Genomic DNA, 15,245 nt, shown 5'->3' on the forward strand with positions numbered 1-15,245 from the left:
AGCTTGAGGACAGCACGACCCAGCGCTGCCCGTAACGTTATTCGTGACTACCGATTTCCAGATACCAAAACGCCGCTCGAATGAGCGGCGCTTAAGTTTACTGCAACGAATCAGTCACGCACGTAAATGATTTCCGGACCGTCTTCGTCATCCACATCTTCTTCGTCCCAATCATCGTCGCCGATGTCGTGGACGGACTTCACGCCGCTACGGCGCAGGGCTCGCTGGTCATCCAGGGCCTGCAACTGAGCACGGGCTTCGTCTTCGATGCGCTGATCGAGCTCGGCCAGCTCTTCCTTGTAGGCCGGGTCGTTAGCCAGACGATCGGCACGATCTTCCAGGTAACGCATGATGTCATGACAAAGACGCTCAGTACCTTGCTTGGCGATAGCGGAGATCACGTAGACCGGACCGGTCCACTCCAGACGATCAACGATTTCCTTGACGCGAGCGTCGTGCTCTTCTTCAAGGATCTGATCGCATTTGTTCAGCACCAGCCAGCGATCGCGCTCAGCCAGGGACGGGCTGAACTTGGTCAGCTCGCTGACGATTACCTCAGCGGCATCCGGAGCACTGGTGTCATCCAGCGGCGCCATATCGACGAGGTGCAGCAGCAGACGGGTACGCGACAAGTGCTTGAGGAAACGAATCCCCAGACCCGCACCGTCGGAAGCACCTTCGATCAGGCCCGGAATATCCGCCACCACGAAGCTCTTCCAGCGATCGACGCTGACCACACCCAGGTTCGGCACCAGAGTGGTGAACGGGTAGTCAGCGACTTTCGGCTTGGCGGCCGATACCGAGCGAATGAAGGTACTTTTGCCAGCGTTCGGCAAACCAAGCAGACCGACGTCTGCCAACACCTTCATTTCCAGCTTCAGGTCGCGCTGCTCACCCGGCTTGCCCGGCGTGGTCTGGCGCGGCGCCCGGTTGGTGCTGGATTTGAAACGAGTGTTACCCAGACCGTGCCAGCCGCCGTGAGCCACCAGCAGTTTCTGACCGGCCTTGGTCAGGTCACCGATCACTTCCTGAGTTGCGGAATCGATGACGGTAGTACCGACCGGAACGCGCAGCACCAGCTCCTCACCTTTCTTGCCGGTGCAGTCGGTGCTGCCACCGTTGGAACCACGCTCGGCATCGAAGTGCCGGGTGTAACGGTAGTCCACCAGGGTGTTGAGGTTTTCGTCGGCAACCATGTAGACCGAGCCGCCATCACCACCGTCACCGCCGTTCGGGCCGCCGTTTTCAATGAATTTTTCGCGACGGAAGCTCATGCAACCGTTGCCGCCGTCCCCGGCCTTTACTCGAATCGATACTTCATCAACAAACTTCATAACAAAACGCCTCTCGCCATACGGACGAGCCGAAAAAACCTAGACATAAGACTCTTGCAAAAATGAGCGCAGCGACCTCAATCAGACCGCCAATACAGCGCTGGAGCCCATCACAAACAGCTTTGCAAGAGACTCACCCCACAAACGAAAAAGCCCCGTCGCAAGACAGGGCTTTTCCAGCAACTACGTAATTATGCCGCGACGACGTCAGTCTTCGGGACAATGCTTACGTAACGACGACCGAAGGCGCCTTTTACTTCGAACTTGATCACGCCGTCGATTTTAGCGAACAGAGTGTGATCTTTGCCCATGCCAACGCCGTAGCCAGCGTGGAATTGGGTGCCGCGCTGACGCACGATGATGTTGCCCGGAATGATAACCTGGCCGCCATACATCTTCACGCCAAGGCGTTTGGCTTCTGAGTCGCGACCGTTACGGGTACTACCACCAGCTTTTTTGTGTGCCATGAGTTCAATTCTCCTAGTGAGGAATTAGGCTGAAATTAAGCCTGAATACCGGTGATTTTGATCTCGGTGTACCACTGGCGGTGGCCCATACGCTTCATGTGGTGCTTACGGCGACGGAACTTGATGATGCGGACTTTATCGTGACGACCTTGGGAGATCACTTCAGCCACAACGGTAGCGCCAGGAACAACTGGAGCGCCGATATTCACGTCGTCGCCATTGGCAACCAACAGAACGCGATCAAAAGTAACGGATTCGCCGGTAGCGATTTCCAGTTTTTCGATCTTCAGGTATTCACCTGGAGCAACTTTGTACTGCTTGCCACCAGTAACGATTACTGCATAAGACATGGTATTTCTCCGATAATCCTGCTCACCCAGCTCTTTATAAGAAGAGGTATTGGCTGGCATGGCTGCATAAGGCTGGAAGGCCTGTTTGCAATTGCGTAAGGCAGGTGCTGCCCAGGAAGTTCAGGGTGCGCGATTGTACGCAAGCTACCGGGGCGATGCAAGAGGCTGTCCATCGTGCCTTGACACCTGCCGACGTGGGTCCTAGCATGCCGCGCAACCCTTCTGGAGCAACTGTCGCTGATGCAACCCCAAGCTTTCTACCGCGCGGTGGCGGACGATTTTAGCGCCGTCGACGGCATCATCAAGAAACAGCTGACTTCCCGAGTGCCGCTGGTATCGAAAATCGGCGACTACATTACCTCGGCTGGCGGTAAACGCCTGCGCCCGTTGCTCGTACTGCTGTGCGGCAAGGCACTGGGCCGCGAAGGCGATGACCTGCGCCTGCTGGCGGCGACCATCGAGTTCCTGCACACCGCCACCCTGCTCCACGACGACGTCGTCGACATGTCTGGCATGCGCCGTGGCCGCTCGACCGCCAACGCCATGTGGGGCAACGCGCCGAGCGTGCTGGTGGGCGACTTCCTGTATTCGCGTTCTTTCGAAATGATGGTCGAACTGGGCTCCATGCCGGTGATGAAGATCCTTTCGCAAGCCACGCGCATCATCGCTGAAGGCGAAGTGTTGCAGCTGTCGAAGGTCCGCGACGCCAGCACCACCGAAGAAACCTACATGGAAGTCATCCGCGGCAAAACCGCGATGCTCTTCGAAGCCTCGACCCACAGTGCCGCGGCCCTGGCCGGTGCCTCACCGGAACAGAGCGAAGCACTGCGCACCTTCGGCGATCACCTGGGGGTGGCGTTCCAATTGGTCGACGACCTGCTGGATTATCGTGGCGACGCCGAAACCCTGGGCAAGAACGTCGGCGACGATCTGGCTGAAGGCAAACCGACTCTGCCGCTGATCTACACCATGCGCGAAGGCACTCCGGAGCAGGCCGCACTGGTTCGTCAGGCGATCCAGAAAGGTGGCATCGAAGATCTGGAAAGCATTCGCGAAGCCGTTGAGGCTTCCGGCTCGCTGGATTACACCGCGCAACTGGCCCGCGACTACGTGGCCCGCGCGATCAAGTGCCTCGACGCCCTGCCTGCCAGCGAATACCGCGATGCGTTGGTGGAATTGAGCGAGTTTGCGGTAGCCCGTACGCACTGACACCCTCTTGCAAGGACCGGCTCCTGTGGGAGCTGGCTTGCCTGCGATGGCATCACTGCGGTGCGTCTGAAACACCGGGGCGCCTGCATCGCGGGCAAGCCCGGCTCCCACAGGGTAGTGTTGTCCCCCTCCCCGCATAAAACCCTATATAATGTGCGCTTTTTAGCCATCCTGAATCCAAGGAGCTTTAGTGAGCACGTTGCCACCCTGCCCGAAATGCAATTCCGAATACACCTATGAAGACGGCGCACAGCTGATCTGCCCGGAGTGCGCCCACGAGTGGTCCGCCAGTGGTGAAGCCGAAATAGCCTCCGATGACACCGTGAAAAAGGATTCGGTCGGCAACGTCCTGCAGGACGGCGATACCATTACCGTGATCAAGGACCTCAAGGTCAAAGGCACGTCGCTGGTGGTCAAGGTCGGCACCAAGGTCAAGAACATCCGCCTGTGCGATGGCGACCACGACATCGACTGCAAGATCGATGGCATCGGCCCGATGAAACTCAAATCCGAGTTCGTCAGAAAAGTCTGAATCTGCTGTATTCCATCCCGCGCCTGGCGTGGGATGGTGCTTCGCCCTTCCCCGCATCAACCAGCATTCCCGCGCAGTAGCCAAACGCCAGTCGTTTTGACGCTCAGCAATTTCCCCGCAGAAAAGAACACAAACCGCCAATAGGCCCTTGCTATTTGATGAATAAGAATTATTCTCATTGAAACCCGTCAATGGAGATGAGCGTCATGACTTATTTGATCGATGCCTGGCTGGACCGCCCGCACCCCTACCTCAGAATCCTGCATCGGGAAACCGGGGAAGTCTGTGCAGTGCTTGAAGAAGAAGCCTTGAACGAGCTACAGGATCAGGGTGATCTGGACGTCAATGGCCTGAGTTCCAGCGAGCCGGTGGTGCTCAAGGAACTGGTGCGCAATCTGTTTCTGTTCTGCTATGCCCGGGCGTTGCGCCCGACCAGCGATCTGAACCATAAGATCGAAGTATGAGACAACGCAAAAAACTGCGGGAGCGAGCCTGCTCGCGATGGCATCACCTCGGTTTCACAGAAAACCGAGTTGACTGCATCGCGAGCAGGCTCGCTCCCACATTAGCCCGTCATAACGACAGGCCGGGCATTACAGAACGTCGAGCAGCTCGACGTCGAATACCAGTACGCTGTGTGGCGGAATGCTGCCAACGCCTTGAGCGCCGTAAGCCAGTTCGCTCGGCACGTACAGACGCCATTTGCTGCCGGCGTTCATCAGTTGCAGGGCTTCGGTCCAGCCAGCGATAACGCCGCCAACCGGGAATTCTGCAGGCTGACCACGATCGTAGGAGCTGTCGAACACAGTGCCGTCGATCAGGGTGCCGTGATAGTGAGTGCGCACTTGGTCTTCACGGGTTGGCTTGGCGCCTTCACCTTGAGTCAGCACTTCGAATTGCAGGCCGGAAGCCAGCGTGGTGATGCCTTCGCGCTTGGCGTTTTCAGCCAGGAAAGCCAGGCCTTCGCCAGCAGCGGCTTCAGCCTTGGCTGCGGCTTCGGCTTGCATGATTTCGCGGATCACCTTGAAGCTGGCGGACATTTCTTCCTGACCCACACGGCTTTCCTTGCCGGCGAAAGCGTCGGTAAGACCTGCCAGGATTGCGTCCAGGCTAACGCCCGGCGGCGGGTTGTCACGCAGCTGGTCGCCCAACTGACGGCCAATGCCGTAGCTGACGCGGGTTTCGTCGGTGGACAGATTTACTTCGGACATGACACTGCTCCGCTGTGCGGACGGCCCTGGAACTTGCCGTGCGTGCACAGCGCGTCCCGGAACGCGCCCGGAATCAAAAGGGCGAGCAGACTAGCACAGATGCCGTCACGTTTGAGCTGCGTCAGCGCTGTTACACAGAACGGAAAGTGCTCGGTACTTTCGGACTTTCCTCGGCGCTGGCACCGCACATTTCGTCATGAGCCGGGGTATGTACAACGTTGAATGACTTGGGACAGGCGTGAAGCACTTCACGCGCATGCTCGACCGAGCGCAGCTGCAATATCTCGCCATGGGCATCGAGCAATGGATACGCCGCGCCATGCATCCGAGCTTCCAGCACGTAGAACACGCCTTCCATCGAGATCAGGTTCAGCTCATCGATCTTTCCGGCGACGGCATACGCATTCAATTCTTGCAGAGTCATGAGCGCACCTCACGCGGTGGCGAGCCAGGATCTCTACATGGATATGCCTCGACGGGCCAAAGTACAAGCTACAAACAACACCGCCCGTCTGTTTTGGCAACTCTGTGGGAGCGGGCAAGCCACGCTCCCGCAAGGATCAGTCGATCAGTGCTTGGTCAGCTTGTCCAGATAGCCCATGGCAAACGCCGACACCACGAAGGTCATGTGAATGACCACGTACCACTTCAAATGCTCGGGATCGACGTTCTTGGCATCCATGAAAATCCGCAGCAGGTGGATGGACGAAATCGCCACGATGGACGCCGCGACCTTCATCTTCAACGAAGACGAATCCATGGTGCCCAACCAGTTGAGCTTTTCCTTGCTGTCGTCGATATCCAGTTGGGAAACGAAGTTCTCGTAACCGGAGATCATCACCATCACCAGCAAGCCGCCCACCAGCGCCATGTCGATCAGCGACAGCAGTACCAGAATCAGATCCGACTCGGCCATCGAGAACACGTTAGGGATGACGTGGAAGACTTCCTGGAAGAATTTCAGTGCCAACGCCAGCAAGCCCAGGGACAAACCGAAATAGATCGGCGCCAGTAACCAGCGGGAGGCGTACATTGCATTTTCGATAAAGCGTTCCATTGAATCTCACACAAGGGGCTGGAAATGGCGGCGAGTATAACAGCCACCTGTTACACCCAGAAACCGTCGGAAAATCCGCAACCTGCGTGTGTGTGACAAAGTTTTTCTGCTAGTGTCCAGATCACTGACAGGTCAGCGACGTTGGACAGGAAGACTGGAAATGGATGTGCGATTGCCTTTAACGAGTGCCGGACTTTGCCTCACGTTGTTACTGGGTGGTTGTTCACCCAGCGATGAGAAACGCCAGGCCAGCCTCGAAGAAAAGACCGCGCAATTCGAACAGTCCCTGGAAACGATCAAGGATCCAAAACTCAAAGATGCCGTGGCTGAGCTCGGCGGCTCACTGCTGCTGCTCGAGCGCGCGCAACTCAAGCTCGACACCAAACCAGTGGTCACCGAATACGGCGAAGACGCTCTCGCCGTGCTCAAGCACTACCCCACGCCCCAGGCGCTGGTCGACACTTACATCAACGGTCTGTTCGTGCTGCACAAGGAGTCCAGCTCGGATTACCTGACCGATCTGCAGCCGGTATTCCCCTTCAACTTCAACATTCCGGGCGCATTCCTTTTTCCTCATGGCCTGGAATGGCAATCGGTGACCCTGAGCAACAAGCGCGTCATCGCGTTCCAGCCGGAATGGTCGGAAACCGATCCCGGCATTCAGTTGAGCCCGTCGAGCGCCAACCTGACCAACCCCGATGATTTGACGGTGACCTACCCCTTCATCGAAGGCCTGGATGTGGATAAGAAGAGCCAGCCACAACCGGTGAGCCTGCAAGGCAAGGTGGAAGTCATCGCCCCACGCCGGCTCTACAGTTTCGACCTGACGAAAAAGGACGTTGGCCAGACTCGCACTAACGACAACCTCAGTGTCACCTTATTGAAACTGGCCAATAACTACGCCGAAATCGAATTCAGTAACAGCGCGCCGTTGGCCCCCGAGATACGTGACATATCACTCAACCCACTGATCGTTCAGGCCAGGGATGCCACCGGGCAATTCCTCTCTCGCGCAGGGGCGATCAACGAAACCGCCGCGCAAATTGCGTTTTATCAAAAACAACTGGCGCAGATGCAACAGCAGAAGGCCTGGAACGAAGCATTCGAAAAGCAGCTCGATGACGAGCAGCGTGCATTTGAAAAGCAACAAACCCGGCATTACACCAAGGTCTACTTCAACGGGCCCATCGATACCATCGAAGTCAGCTTGCTGGACTTCTCGGCGGTCACGGTGACCCACAAGGACCTGAACCTGCCGATACGCCGCTTCGACCCGCACACCACGGAAAAAGCCATCCAGCCACTGACCTTGCCGGTGGTGGTGTATGACGACCAGGCCGCGACCTGGCTCAAAGGCGCAACGCTGGGCGAGGAACAACTGAAAAAAAGCATCAGCATCAGTCAGTCGGTGGATGACCCGAGTGCCGCGCGCATCGAATTCGACCACCCCAGAAGCTTCAATGACGAACTGCTCGGCACCTCTTTCAATCCCGGCGAAAGCCCGGTGACGTTCTTTACCCAAGACCGCAATGGCCGGCGTGATGGGCCGATCGAGCTGCCGCCGGAGGCGTATCAGGTCGATCCGATACGCGGCGCCATCACCTATGATCTGAATCTGTTTCCGGAAAACCCGGCCTACGCCGTGGGCTCCATGCCGCAGTACCTGGCGACTGTCGACCAGCAAACGTACGATTCCCGCCAATTGCCCAAAGGCCTGGAGTTCAAAGGGAACGCGTTGGTCGTGGATTTGAAGCTGTTTCCAGCCCAGGACTGGCGTTTTTTCGCCAAGGACGACAGTGGCAACTATTTAAAGGAGATTCTTTCGGTCAGTCACGACGCGAGCGCGCAAGGCCCGGCGTTATTTGCAGTGCATTACTTCTATGGCCAGCCCACACGTCTGGAAACTTATCAGCGAACCAACCTCACCACTGTGCAGTATGGGTTCGAGGTCAAACTCGACAAGGCTGAGCCAGGCAACCTTGATCAATAGTCTGTTCAGTGCTCGGGACGAAATTCGGGACCGCTAAGGTTGCGATAACGACCGCCATTGATCTCTCGCAACTGGGCTTGCAGATGCAGACACCAGATTTGCGGGTCGTCGGCCAGCTCGTAACCATGCAAGGTCAGACTTTCAACAATAGTGTCGAGGATCGATTCAGCCACGACAGGCCCACGGAACGGGCCTTGGGCCTTGATGGCAGAAGGCTGCTCGCCAGCCATTCCGGCGGCGAAGAGCAAGGTCCACATGCCCGTATCTCCCGCCAGCGGGCGGATGGCACATTCGATACGGGTCACAAGACCCAGGCATTGACGGGTGAGGCAGAGGTTGCGCGACATGGCGGCGACCCTCGGTAGATCCGGTATTCAGCCTCCACGGGAAGGCTGTCTCGATCCAGTGATTACTGTCGATATCCTTGAGCAGATAATAGAAGAAAAGTCTGGTTCGCACGCGAACCAAGACCAGAAGGTGCCGAGTGGTCACCGTGTGAATATTGACGCCATATTTGTGGCGAGGGGGCTTGCCCCCGTTGGGCTGCGAAGCGGCCCCGAAAGCGGCTGACGCGGTTTATTAGAAAGACCGTATTAACCGATTTTACGACTGCTTCGCAGCCGAACGGGGCGGTGCGGCGTTCCGACAAGCCCCCTCGCCACAGGGAGCTTGTTTCTTTTTGCGGACAACTCAGGCCGGTTTGATTTCCAGCATGGCTTCCTGCGCCAACTCTTTTTCGGCTTCCTTGAGGTCTTCCTCGCTGATCATTTCCGCGATCACCCGCAAGCGTTCCACTACCCGCGCATTGATGCTGCCCTCAGGAAATTCGCCATTCTCATTCGGCGCACCGGCCGGCTCGCCAACCAACAGGCTCAGAGCCTCGTCGGCCTGGCGCACCGCGTAGACATGGAACTGCCCCGCGCGCACGGCCGCCAACACCTTCTCGTCGAGCATCAGCGTAGCAACGTTGGCCTGAGGAATGATCGCCCCTTGTTCCCCCGTCAGACCACGGGCTTCGCAGAGTCGGAAGAAACCTTCGATCTTCTCGTTGACCCCACCCACCGCCTGCACTTCACCGAACTGGTTGATCGAACCGGTAATCGCAAAGCACTGCTTGAGCGGGGTTTTCGACAAGGCCGAGATCAGCGTGCATGCTTCGCCAAGAGACGCGCTGTCACCGTCGACATAACCGTAGGACTGCTCCAGGGCGATGCTCGCGGAAATCGCCAGCGGGAATTCCTGGGCATAACGGCTACCCAGATACCCGGTGAGGATCATCACGCCTTTGGAGTGGATAGGCTGGCCGAGGTTGACCTCGCGTTCGATGTCGACGATGCCGCTGCCGCCGGGATAAACCGTGGCGGAAATTCGCGCCGGTATCCCGAAGGCCGAATCGCCGACTTCCAGCACCGTCAGCCCGTTGCACTTGCCGACAGCTGCGCCATCGGTGTCGATCAGAATGATCCCCGCCAACATGTCATCGAGAATCCGTGCCGAAACGCGCCCGGTGCGGGTCGCCTTGGCCTTGAGCGCACGCTCGATGTGTCCGGCGTCGGTCATGTCGTCACCCGCCAGGTCACGAATGAAATCCGCCTCGCTGACCAGTTGGAACAAATCGCCGATCCGCGCCGACAGACGCCCCTGATGTTCTGCCAGACGCGCGCTGTAAGTCGCCAGACGCGCCACCGCATCGGCGGTCAGCGGCGCCATGCCTTCCTCGGACGTACGGGTTTTGAGCAACTGGGCGAACTGCTCCAGACTCTCGTCGACCATCGGGATGTCTTCATCAAAATCCACCAGGACACGGAACATCTCCTGGAAGTCCGGATCGAGGTCTTGCAACGTGTAGTACAGCTGCCGGGCACCGATGATGACGACTTTGACCTGCAACGGAATGTGTTGCGGTGACAGCGTCACGGTGGCCAGACGGCCCAACTCACCCAGCGGCGATTCCATTTTCAGCTTGCGCGATTGCAAGGCGCGCTTGAGCGCATCCCACACGAACGGCTCACTGAGCATTTTTTCCGCTTCGAGGATCAGGAAACCGCCGTTGGCCCGGTGCAACGCACCCGGTCGCAGCTGTCGATAGGTGGTGTAGAGCGCGCCCTGATCGGTGCTGTATTCGATGCGGCCGAACAGGTTGTCGTAGGTCGGGTGCGGCTCGAACACCACGGGCGCGCCGCCGTTGGCCGGATGACCGACCACCAGACTCGGGGCGTATTGCTCTTCGAGCATTTTACGGGCGATGGCGTCGGTCTTGCCGTCGTCCACCAGTTGCTCGACCACCGTCTTGAGCAGGTAAACCTGCATCGCTTGCAGGTAACCGCAAACGCCTGCGTTTTCCGCGTACTTTTCCGACAGCGGAGCGAGCAATGGCTGCAAGGCCAGGGTGATGGTTTCTTCGTTGAGCTGACGCAGTTGATTGCTCGACTCGCGCTTCCATTGCGGCAGGCTGGCGAGTTCTTCGTTCAGCCGCTCTTCCAGCCCGGAAATGTCGTCATGAAAGCGTTCGCGTTCGGCTTCGGGCAACTGGGCGAACTCAGCCTCATCCAGTGCCTTGCCTTCGCTCATCGGCGTGAAAGCGATGTTGCTGCTGTCGCGGTAGAGCGCGACCTCTTTCTCCAGCGCCAGACGCTCGATCACATCCAGTGCACGGTCATAACGCTGGTTGAAAGCGCGGTCGATGGCGCTTTTCTTCTGCTGATAGGACGGGTGCTCGAACACGGCCGGAAAGGTCGCCAGCAGGTTGTCGATCAAGCCGTTGATGTCACCGATGAAGGCACCGGCGGTGCCCGACGGCAACTCCAACGCACGAGGCTCGCGCGGTTCATCGAAATTATTGACGTAAACCCAGTCCGCCGGGGTCTGCAGGCGTTTGCCTTCGGCCTTGAGGTAGCGTTTGACGAACGAAAACCGGCCGGTGCCGGGCTCACCCATGACAAATACGTTGTAACCGGGGCGTGGCATGGCCACACCGAACTGCAAGGCTTCGACCGCGCGTTCCTGGCCAAGCACACCGCGGAAGGGCTCCAGATCATTGGTGGTAGAGAAGCTGAACTGTTCAGCGGAAAACGGACGGGTCAGCGCTTCAGGCGCTAGACGCAAGCTGGCAGCAACAGGATCAGGCATCGGGCTTCCTTACATCAGGCGGGGCAGATAGCGGCATTCTGGCGCTGCCTGTACCTCACTGGCAAGGCGCGCCTCAAGCCAAAGTTTAGACAAAGCGTCAGCCCCGGGCCGAGCAGGTCAAAATCAGTGTTTTCAAGGAATGTTTCGCAAAAGATTACGGAACCCCCGGAACATGCCTAAACTCCATGCTGCGCGGCTGGAACTAATAACCGGCCCACTGGCACCATTAGGGGCCAGCACCCTGTCCATTGGAATGCACACAAAGAGAACATAGCTATGAAACGGATTCTTCTCGGTACTCTCTTCACCGCTGTATCCATCAACGCCATGGCACAGGCGCCTGGCGGTCCAGACTGCGGTTGGGGCAACATGCTGTTCGAAGGTCAGCGTGGCACCCCGGCACACTTCCTGGCATCCACCACCAACGGCACTTCCGGTAACGCAACGTTCGGTATGACCTCCGGTACCAACGGTTGCTCGACCAATGCGTCGCTGACCTATGGCGGCAAATCCTGGATCGCCATGAATGGCATGATGAACGAGCTGTCTGAAGACATGGCTAAAGGTCAGGGCGAAGCGCTGACCACTTACGCCGTGGTACTGGGCGTGGCGCCGGAAGACCGTGCGCACTTCGCCGCTGTGACTCATCAGCACTTCCAGCAGATCTTCAGCAAAGCTGACGTGACCGCCGATGACGTGCATACCAACACCCTGGCCGTGCTGAAAAGCGACCCTCGTCTGGCCAAGTACGCCACTCAAGCTTAAGCTCGACCGGCCCGCTCTCTTTGGGGAGCGGGTTTTATTTTTTGAGCCTGGCCCTTTTGGCCTGCCCCTTTGGGTCTTTTGTTTCTTTCTGCTTAAGTTGCTCACTATGCTCAAACGCCTTGCCTGGCTGGCGCTCTGTGTCTGCGCCCCGCTGTCCGCCGCGCCACACATCGACAATCAACGTTTGCAGCAACTGGCCAACGACCCCTTCTGGATTTCCCTGGGGCATTACGAAACCGCCAAGCTCGGTGGCTGGCGCAGCTATGTCAGCGACAAGAAATTCTTTCTCGCCCCCGATGGCAACGAACACCCCGACCGCGAACTGGCGGCGACCGTGCAGGCACTGTATGCCCCGGCCAGTGCCAGCGAGCAGCATGCCCAATGCGTCTATCCGGCCCGCACCCGCTGGCTCAAGGCGCAACTTGAGCTGAGCGATCTGCCGACGCCGGACTGTGCCGAGTTCAAGCAATGGTTCAAGGATGTTTCGCCCCACAGCGCGGTGATGATTTTCCCGGCGGCTTACCTGAACAGCCCATCGTCGATGTTTGGCCACACCTTGCTGCGCATCGATCAGGCCAATGTGCAGAGCGACAAGACCTCGCTGCTCAGTTACGCAATCAACTTCGGCGCCTACATCGAAGGTTCGGACAACAGCATTCTGTATGCCTGGAAAGGCTTGATGGGCGGCTATCCAGGGCTGTTCGCACTGGTGCCGTATCAGGAAAAACTCTCGGAATACCGCAGCCTCGAGAACCGCGACCTGTGGGAGTACCGCCTGAATCTGACCCAGCAGGAAACCGAGCGCATGGTCGAGCACGTCTGGGAACTCAAGCAGATCCAGTTCGACTACTTCTTCTTCGACGAAAACTGCTCCTACCGCCTGCTTGAACTGCTGCAAGTGGCGCGGCCGAGCCTGCATTTGACCGAGCAATTCCCGTTGACGGCCATCCCCACCGACACGGTCAAAGCGGTGAAAGAAGCCGGGCTGGTGGAGTCGATCGAGTATCGCCCGTCCCGTGAGCGCGAACTGCTAAGCCGTGCCGAGCCATTAACCTCCGAAGAGCAGGAGTGGGTGCTGAAAGTCAGCGCCGATCAGAAGCAATTGCAGGACCCGGCGTTCAAGGCTCAACCTCGCGACCGTCAGGCGTTGATCATCGATGCGGCTTATCGTCTGGAGCGTTATCGCGCCAATGGTCAGGAGCGTGACCCGCAACGGGCTCAACGCAGTTTCGAACTGCTACGCGCAATCAATCAAAACCCGCCCCCGGAGCTGGAAATTCCGCAACCTGGCTTGCCCGAGGACGGTCACGAATCCCGCACCTGGCAGGCCGGTGTCGGCACCCGGGGCGATCGTGCATTCGGCGAATATGGCCTGCGGATGGCCTATCACGACCTTAATGACAACATGGAAAGCTTCCCCCTCGGTGCGCAGATCGAAATTCTGCAGATGAAGCTGCGTCAATACGAAGGCAATGACTGGCAGTTACAGCAACTGGACCTGGCGACCATCCGCTCGCTGACGCCTCGCAATGATTTGTTGCAGCCGCTGTCATGGCAAGTCACCGGTGGCCTTGAGCGCGTACCGGGCAAGCATGATGACGAAACCCTGGTCAGCCATGTCAACGGTGGCGGCGGCGGGACCTGGCAACTGGGTGAGGACATGCTCGGTTTCGCCTTGGGCACCGTGCGTGTGGAGCATAACAACGACTTCGCGGGCTTCATCGCTCCGGCGGCGGGCTTCAACAGCGGCCTGCTGTGGAAAAACCCGCTGGGCAACTTCAGCCTGGAAGCCAAGGGTGATTACTTCACCAATGGCGAAGTGCGCCGAAGTGTGAGCCTGAATCAGCAGTGGGAACTGTCGCGCAATCTGGGTGTGCGCCTGAGTGCTCAACGCGAATTCAGCCACCTGGCTTCGCCCGAAAACGAAGTGATGCTTGAGGTGAAGTGGTATCACTATTGACCTGCCCCCTGTGGGAGCGAGCCTGCTCGCGATGAGGCCATCACATTCAACATCCATGCTGCCTGTTCCACCGCCATCGCGAGCAGGCTCGCTCCCACAAGGGATTTGCGCCCCACAGATTAATCACAAGCCTTTCACATACACCCGACAAATCCGCTTCTAGACTTCCCTTACAGGCCGTTGAACGGTCCAGGAGTCCGAGATGTGGCGTTGCGTGGGTGTGCTGGGGTTATTGGTAGTGATCTCGGGGTGCCAGTCGACCCACGAGGATCTGATCGCCAAGGGTTATCCGCCAGCATTCGCCGATGGCTTCGATGACGGTTGCAGCAGTGGCCGGCAAGCCGCCGGGGCGATCACCGGCGAGTTTCGCAAAAATGTCCCGCGTTACCTCAAGGACAAGCAATACGCCGAAGGCTGGACCGATGGCTTCCGTCAGTGCCAGGCCATGCGTGAAAACGAGGATCGTAACGAGTACAAGGACCGCCATTGGGACGAGCGCGAACGGGCCTGGCAACAAGAGAAAGACAGGGACGCCGCGCGAGCCTATCGCTCGCAATAAGTCGTTTACAGACATTCGTCGAAACTTAAAGCCTGCGACCATGGCCCAAACCCTATAACGGGAGAACAGCATGAGTCGCGCCTTCGTCAATGAAGATAACGCCGCCGCGCAAGCCGATCAGCCAGTCGAACGGCAGGTCAGCGCGCAGCCCAATTACGTCACGCCAGTGGGCCTGGCGCAGCTTCAGGCGAAAGTCGCCGAGCTGCAAAGCCTGCTTGATCAGGAAAGCGCCAAAGGCGAGCTGGCCGACAAGCAGCGCCAGGCCGACCTCGATCGCGACTGGCGCTACTTCAAGCAGCGCCTGCAAAGCGCCCAGGTGGTCGCGCAGGCCTCCTCGGCCGATAAAGTGCAGATCGGCAACTGGGTGACCTTTGCCGATGAACACGATCATCAGCAGCGTGTGCAATTGGTCGGAGAAGACCAGGCGGATGCTGCCCATGGCTTGATCAATTGGAGTTCGCCGCTGGGGCGGGCGTTGCTCGGGGCGCAGGTGGGCGATGAAGTGTTGTGGAAGCGACCGGCGGGGGATTTGGTGATTGAGGTGTTGGCCATCGAGGCCGGGGGAGTTCGATGACGCCTTCGCGGGCAAGCCCGTTCCCACAAGGGTTCTCAAGCGCTCTCAAAATCCGAGCCTGAAACAGATCCCTGTGGGAGCGGGCTTGCCCGCGATAGCCGCGCCTCG

Annotated in this window: 16 protein-coding genes; 8 read left to right on the top strand and 8 right to left on the bottom strand. The window is 58.4% G+C overall.

Annotation, left to right across the window (positions count from 1 at the left end):
- Positions 1 to 110: 110 nt before the first annotated feature.
- From cgtA to rplU, 3 genes are all read right to left on the bottom strand, one after another.
- On the bottom strand, positions 111 to 1,334 hold the full coding sequence (cgtA, locus tag ACZ3HH_RS18850) for an Obg family GTPase CgtA (protein ID WP_465806671.1): 1,224 nt from the start codon (positions 1,332 to 1,334) through the stop codon (positions 111 to 113).
- A gap of 191 nt (positions 1,335 to 1,525) precedes the next feature.
- Positions 1,526 to 1,801 carry a 50S ribosomal protein L27 gene (rpmA, locus tag ACZ3HH_RS18855; protein ID WP_007901871.1) on the bottom strand — a complete coding sequence of 92 codons (276 nt, stop codon included), beginning with the start codon at positions 1,799 to 1,801 and terminating at the stop codon, positions 1,526 to 1,528.
- 35 nt (positions 1,802 to 1,836) lie between these two features.
- Positions 1,837 to 2,151 carry a 50S ribosomal protein L21 gene (gene rplU, locus ACZ3HH_RS18860; protein WP_007901869.1) on the bottom strand — a complete coding sequence of 105 codons (315 nt, stop codon included), beginning with the start codon at positions 2,149 to 2,151 and terminating at the stop codon, positions 1,837 to 1,839.
- Positions 2,152 to 2,391: 240 nt separating this feature from the next.
- Here rplU and ACZ3HH_RS18865 point away from each other — a divergent pair, with 240 nt between their 5' ends.
- The 3 genes from ACZ3HH_RS18865 (at position 2,392) to ACZ3HH_RS18875 (ending at position 4,356) form a co-directional block, all read left to right on the top strand.
- Positions 2,392 to 3,360, top strand: coding sequence for a polyprenyl synthetase family protein (locus ACZ3HH_RS18865; RefSeq protein WP_030129461.1), 969 nt, complete (start codon positions 2,392 to 2,394; stop codon positions 3,358 to 3,360).
- Between the two features lie 190 nt (positions 3,361 to 3,550).
- Positions 3,551 to 3,892: a zinc ribbon domain-containing protein YjdM gene (locus ACZ3HH_RS18870; RefSeq protein WP_465806676.1), complete on the top strand. Its 342-nt coding sequence runs from the start codon at positions 3,551 to 3,553 to the stop codon at positions 3,890 to 3,892.
- Positions 3,893 to 4,098: 206 nt separating this feature from the next.
- Entirely contained in the window at positions 4,099 to 4,356 is a 258-nt protein-coding gene (locus tag ACZ3HH_RS18875; protein WP_084319505.1) for a PA4570 family protein, read from the top strand.
- A gap of 129 nt (positions 4,357 to 4,485) precedes the next feature.
- On the opposite strand, the gene ACZ3HH_RS18880 is transcribed toward ACZ3HH_RS18875, so the two are convergent.
- The 3 genes from ACZ3HH_RS18880 to ACZ3HH_RS18890 form a co-directional block, all read right to left on the bottom strand.
- Positions 4,486 to 5,103, bottom strand: a complete 618-nt coding sequence (locus tag ACZ3HH_RS18880; protein ID WP_038981481.1) for an FKBP-type peptidyl-prolyl cis-trans isomerase — start codon at positions 5,101 to 5,103, stop codon at positions 4,486 to 4,488.
- 130 nt (positions 5,104 to 5,233) lie between these two features.
- Entirely contained in the window at positions 5,234 to 5,527 is a 294-nt protein-coding gene (locus tag ACZ3HH_RS18885; protein WP_367373011.1) for a DUF6482 family protein, read from the bottom strand.
- A 144-nt stretch (positions 5,528 to 5,671) separates the two neighbouring features.
- Positions 5,672 to 6,160 (bottom strand): TIGR00645 family protein, encoded by a 489-nt coding sequence (locus ACZ3HH_RS18890; protein WP_007901849.1) that lies wholly within the window; start codon positions 6,158 to 6,160, stop codon positions 5,672 to 5,674.
- A gap of 160 nt (positions 6,161 to 6,320) precedes the next feature.
- On the opposite strand from ACZ3HH_RS18890, the gene ACZ3HH_RS18895 reads away from it, so the two are divergent.
- Positions 6,321 to 8,150: a hypothetical protein gene (locus ACZ3HH_RS18895; protein ID WP_465806679.1), complete on the top strand. Its 1,830-nt coding sequence runs from the start codon at positions 6,321 to 6,323 to the stop codon at positions 8,148 to 8,150.
- Positions 8,151 to 8,155: 5 nt separating this feature from the next.
- Here the strand turns inward: ACZ3HH_RS18895 and ACZ3HH_RS18900 are convergent, their stop codons facing one another.
- A complete protein-coding gene (locus tag ACZ3HH_RS18900; protein ID WP_007901845.1) occupies positions 8,156 to 8,497 on the bottom strand; it encodes a PA4575 family protein in 342 nt (113 codons plus the stop codon).
- A gap of 343 nt (positions 8,498 to 8,840) precedes the next feature.
- Entirely contained in the window at positions 8,841 to 11,279 is a 2,439-nt protein-coding gene (locus ACZ3HH_RS18905; RefSeq protein ID WP_201062107.1) for a Lon protease family protein, read from the bottom strand.
- A 276-nt stretch (positions 11,280 to 11,555) separates the two neighbouring features.
- On the opposite strand from ACZ3HH_RS18905, the gene ACZ3HH_RS18910 reads away from it, so the two are divergent.
- The 4 genes from ACZ3HH_RS18910 (at position 11,556) to ACZ3HH_RS18925 (ending at position 15,137) form a co-directional block, all read left to right on the top strand.
- Positions 11,556 to 12,044, top strand: coding sequence for a DUF3015 domain-containing protein (locus ACZ3HH_RS18910; RefSeq protein ID WP_007901840.1), 489 nt, complete (start codon positions 11,556 to 11,558; stop codon positions 12,042 to 12,044).
- A 106-nt stretch (positions 12,045 to 12,150) separates the two neighbouring features.
- Positions 12,151 to 14,004, top strand: a complete 1,854-nt coding sequence (locus ACZ3HH_RS18915) for an Lnb N-terminal periplasmic domain-containing protein (RefSeq protein WP_465806683.1) — start codon at positions 12,151 to 12,153, stop codon at positions 14,002 to 14,004.
- Between the two features lie 202 nt (positions 14,005 to 14,206).
- On the top strand, positions 14,207 to 14,563 hold the full coding sequence (locus tag ACZ3HH_RS18920; RefSeq protein ID WP_465806685.1) for a hypothetical protein: 357 nt from the start codon (positions 14,207 to 14,209) through the stop codon (positions 14,561 to 14,563).
- Positions 14,564 to 14,633: 70 nt separating this feature from the next.
- Positions 14,634 to 15,137: a GreA/GreB family elongation factor gene (locus ACZ3HH_RS18925; RefSeq protein WP_465806687.1), complete on the top strand. Its 504-nt coding sequence runs from the start codon at positions 14,634 to 14,636 to the stop codon at positions 15,135 to 15,137.
- Positions 15,138 to 15,245 lie beyond the last annotated feature (108 nt).

This window comes from Pseudomonas sp. PME37.24/025 (genome assembly GCF_055556615.1).

Coding starts and splice junctions, on each gene's coding strand:
- ACZ3HH_RS18915 (WP_465806683.1), top strand. CDS start 12,151: ATGCTCAAACGCCTTGCCTGGCTGGCGCTCTGTGTCTGCGCCCCGCTG.
- ACZ3HH_RS18900 (WP_007901845.1), bottom strand. CDS start 8,497: ATGTCGCGCAACCTCTGCCTCACCCGTCAATGCCTGGGTCTTGTGACC.
- ACZ3HH_RS18920 (WP_465806685.1), top strand. CDS start 14,207: ATGTGGCGTTGCGTGGGTGTGCTGGGGTTATTGGTAGTGATCTCGGGG.
- ACZ3HH_RS18925 (WP_465806687.1), top strand. CDS start 14,634: ATGAGTCGCGCCTTCGTCAATGAAGATAACGCCGCCGCGCAAGCCGAT.
- ACZ3HH_RS18890 (WP_007901849.1), bottom strand. CDS start 6,160: ATGGAACGCTTTATCGAAAATGCAATGTACGCCTCCCGCTGGTTACTG.
- ACZ3HH_RS18895 (WP_465806679.1), top strand. CDS start 6,321: ATGGATGTGCGATTGCCTTTAACGAGTGCCGGACTTTGCCTCACGTTG.
- ACZ3HH_RS18885 (WP_367373011.1), bottom strand. CDS start 5,527: ATGACTCTGCAAGAATTGAATGCGTATGCCGTCGCCGGAAAGATCGAT.
- rpmA (WP_007901871.1), bottom strand. CDS start 1,801: ATGGCACACAAAAAAGCTGGTGGTAGTACCCGTAACGGTCGCGACTCA.
- ACZ3HH_RS18875 (WP_084319505.1), top strand. CDS start 4,099: ATGACTTATTTGATCGATGCCTGGCTGGACCGCCCGCACCCCTACCTC.
- ACZ3HH_RS18905 (WP_201062107.1), bottom strand. CDS start 11,279: ATGCCTGATCCTGTTGCTGCCAGCTTGCGTCTAGCGCCTGAAGCGCTG.
- ACZ3HH_RS18910 (WP_007901840.1), top strand. CDS start 11,556: ATGAAACGGATTCTTCTCGGTACTCTCTTCACCGCTGTATCCATCAAC.
- cgtA (WP_465806671.1), bottom strand. CDS start 1,334: ATGAAGTTTGTTGATGAAGTATCGATTCGAGTAAAGGCCGGGGACGGC.
- ACZ3HH_RS18880 (WP_038981481.1), bottom strand. CDS start 5,103: ATGTCCGAAGTAAATCTGTCCACCGACGAAACCCGCGTCAGCTACGGC.
- rplU (WP_007901869.1), bottom strand. CDS start 2,151: ATGTCTTATGCAGTAATCGTTACTGGTGGCAAGCAGTACAAAGTTGCT.
- ACZ3HH_RS18865 (WP_030129461.1), top strand. CDS start 2,392: ATGCAACCCCAAGCTTTCTACCGCGCGGTGGCGGACGATTTTAGCGCC.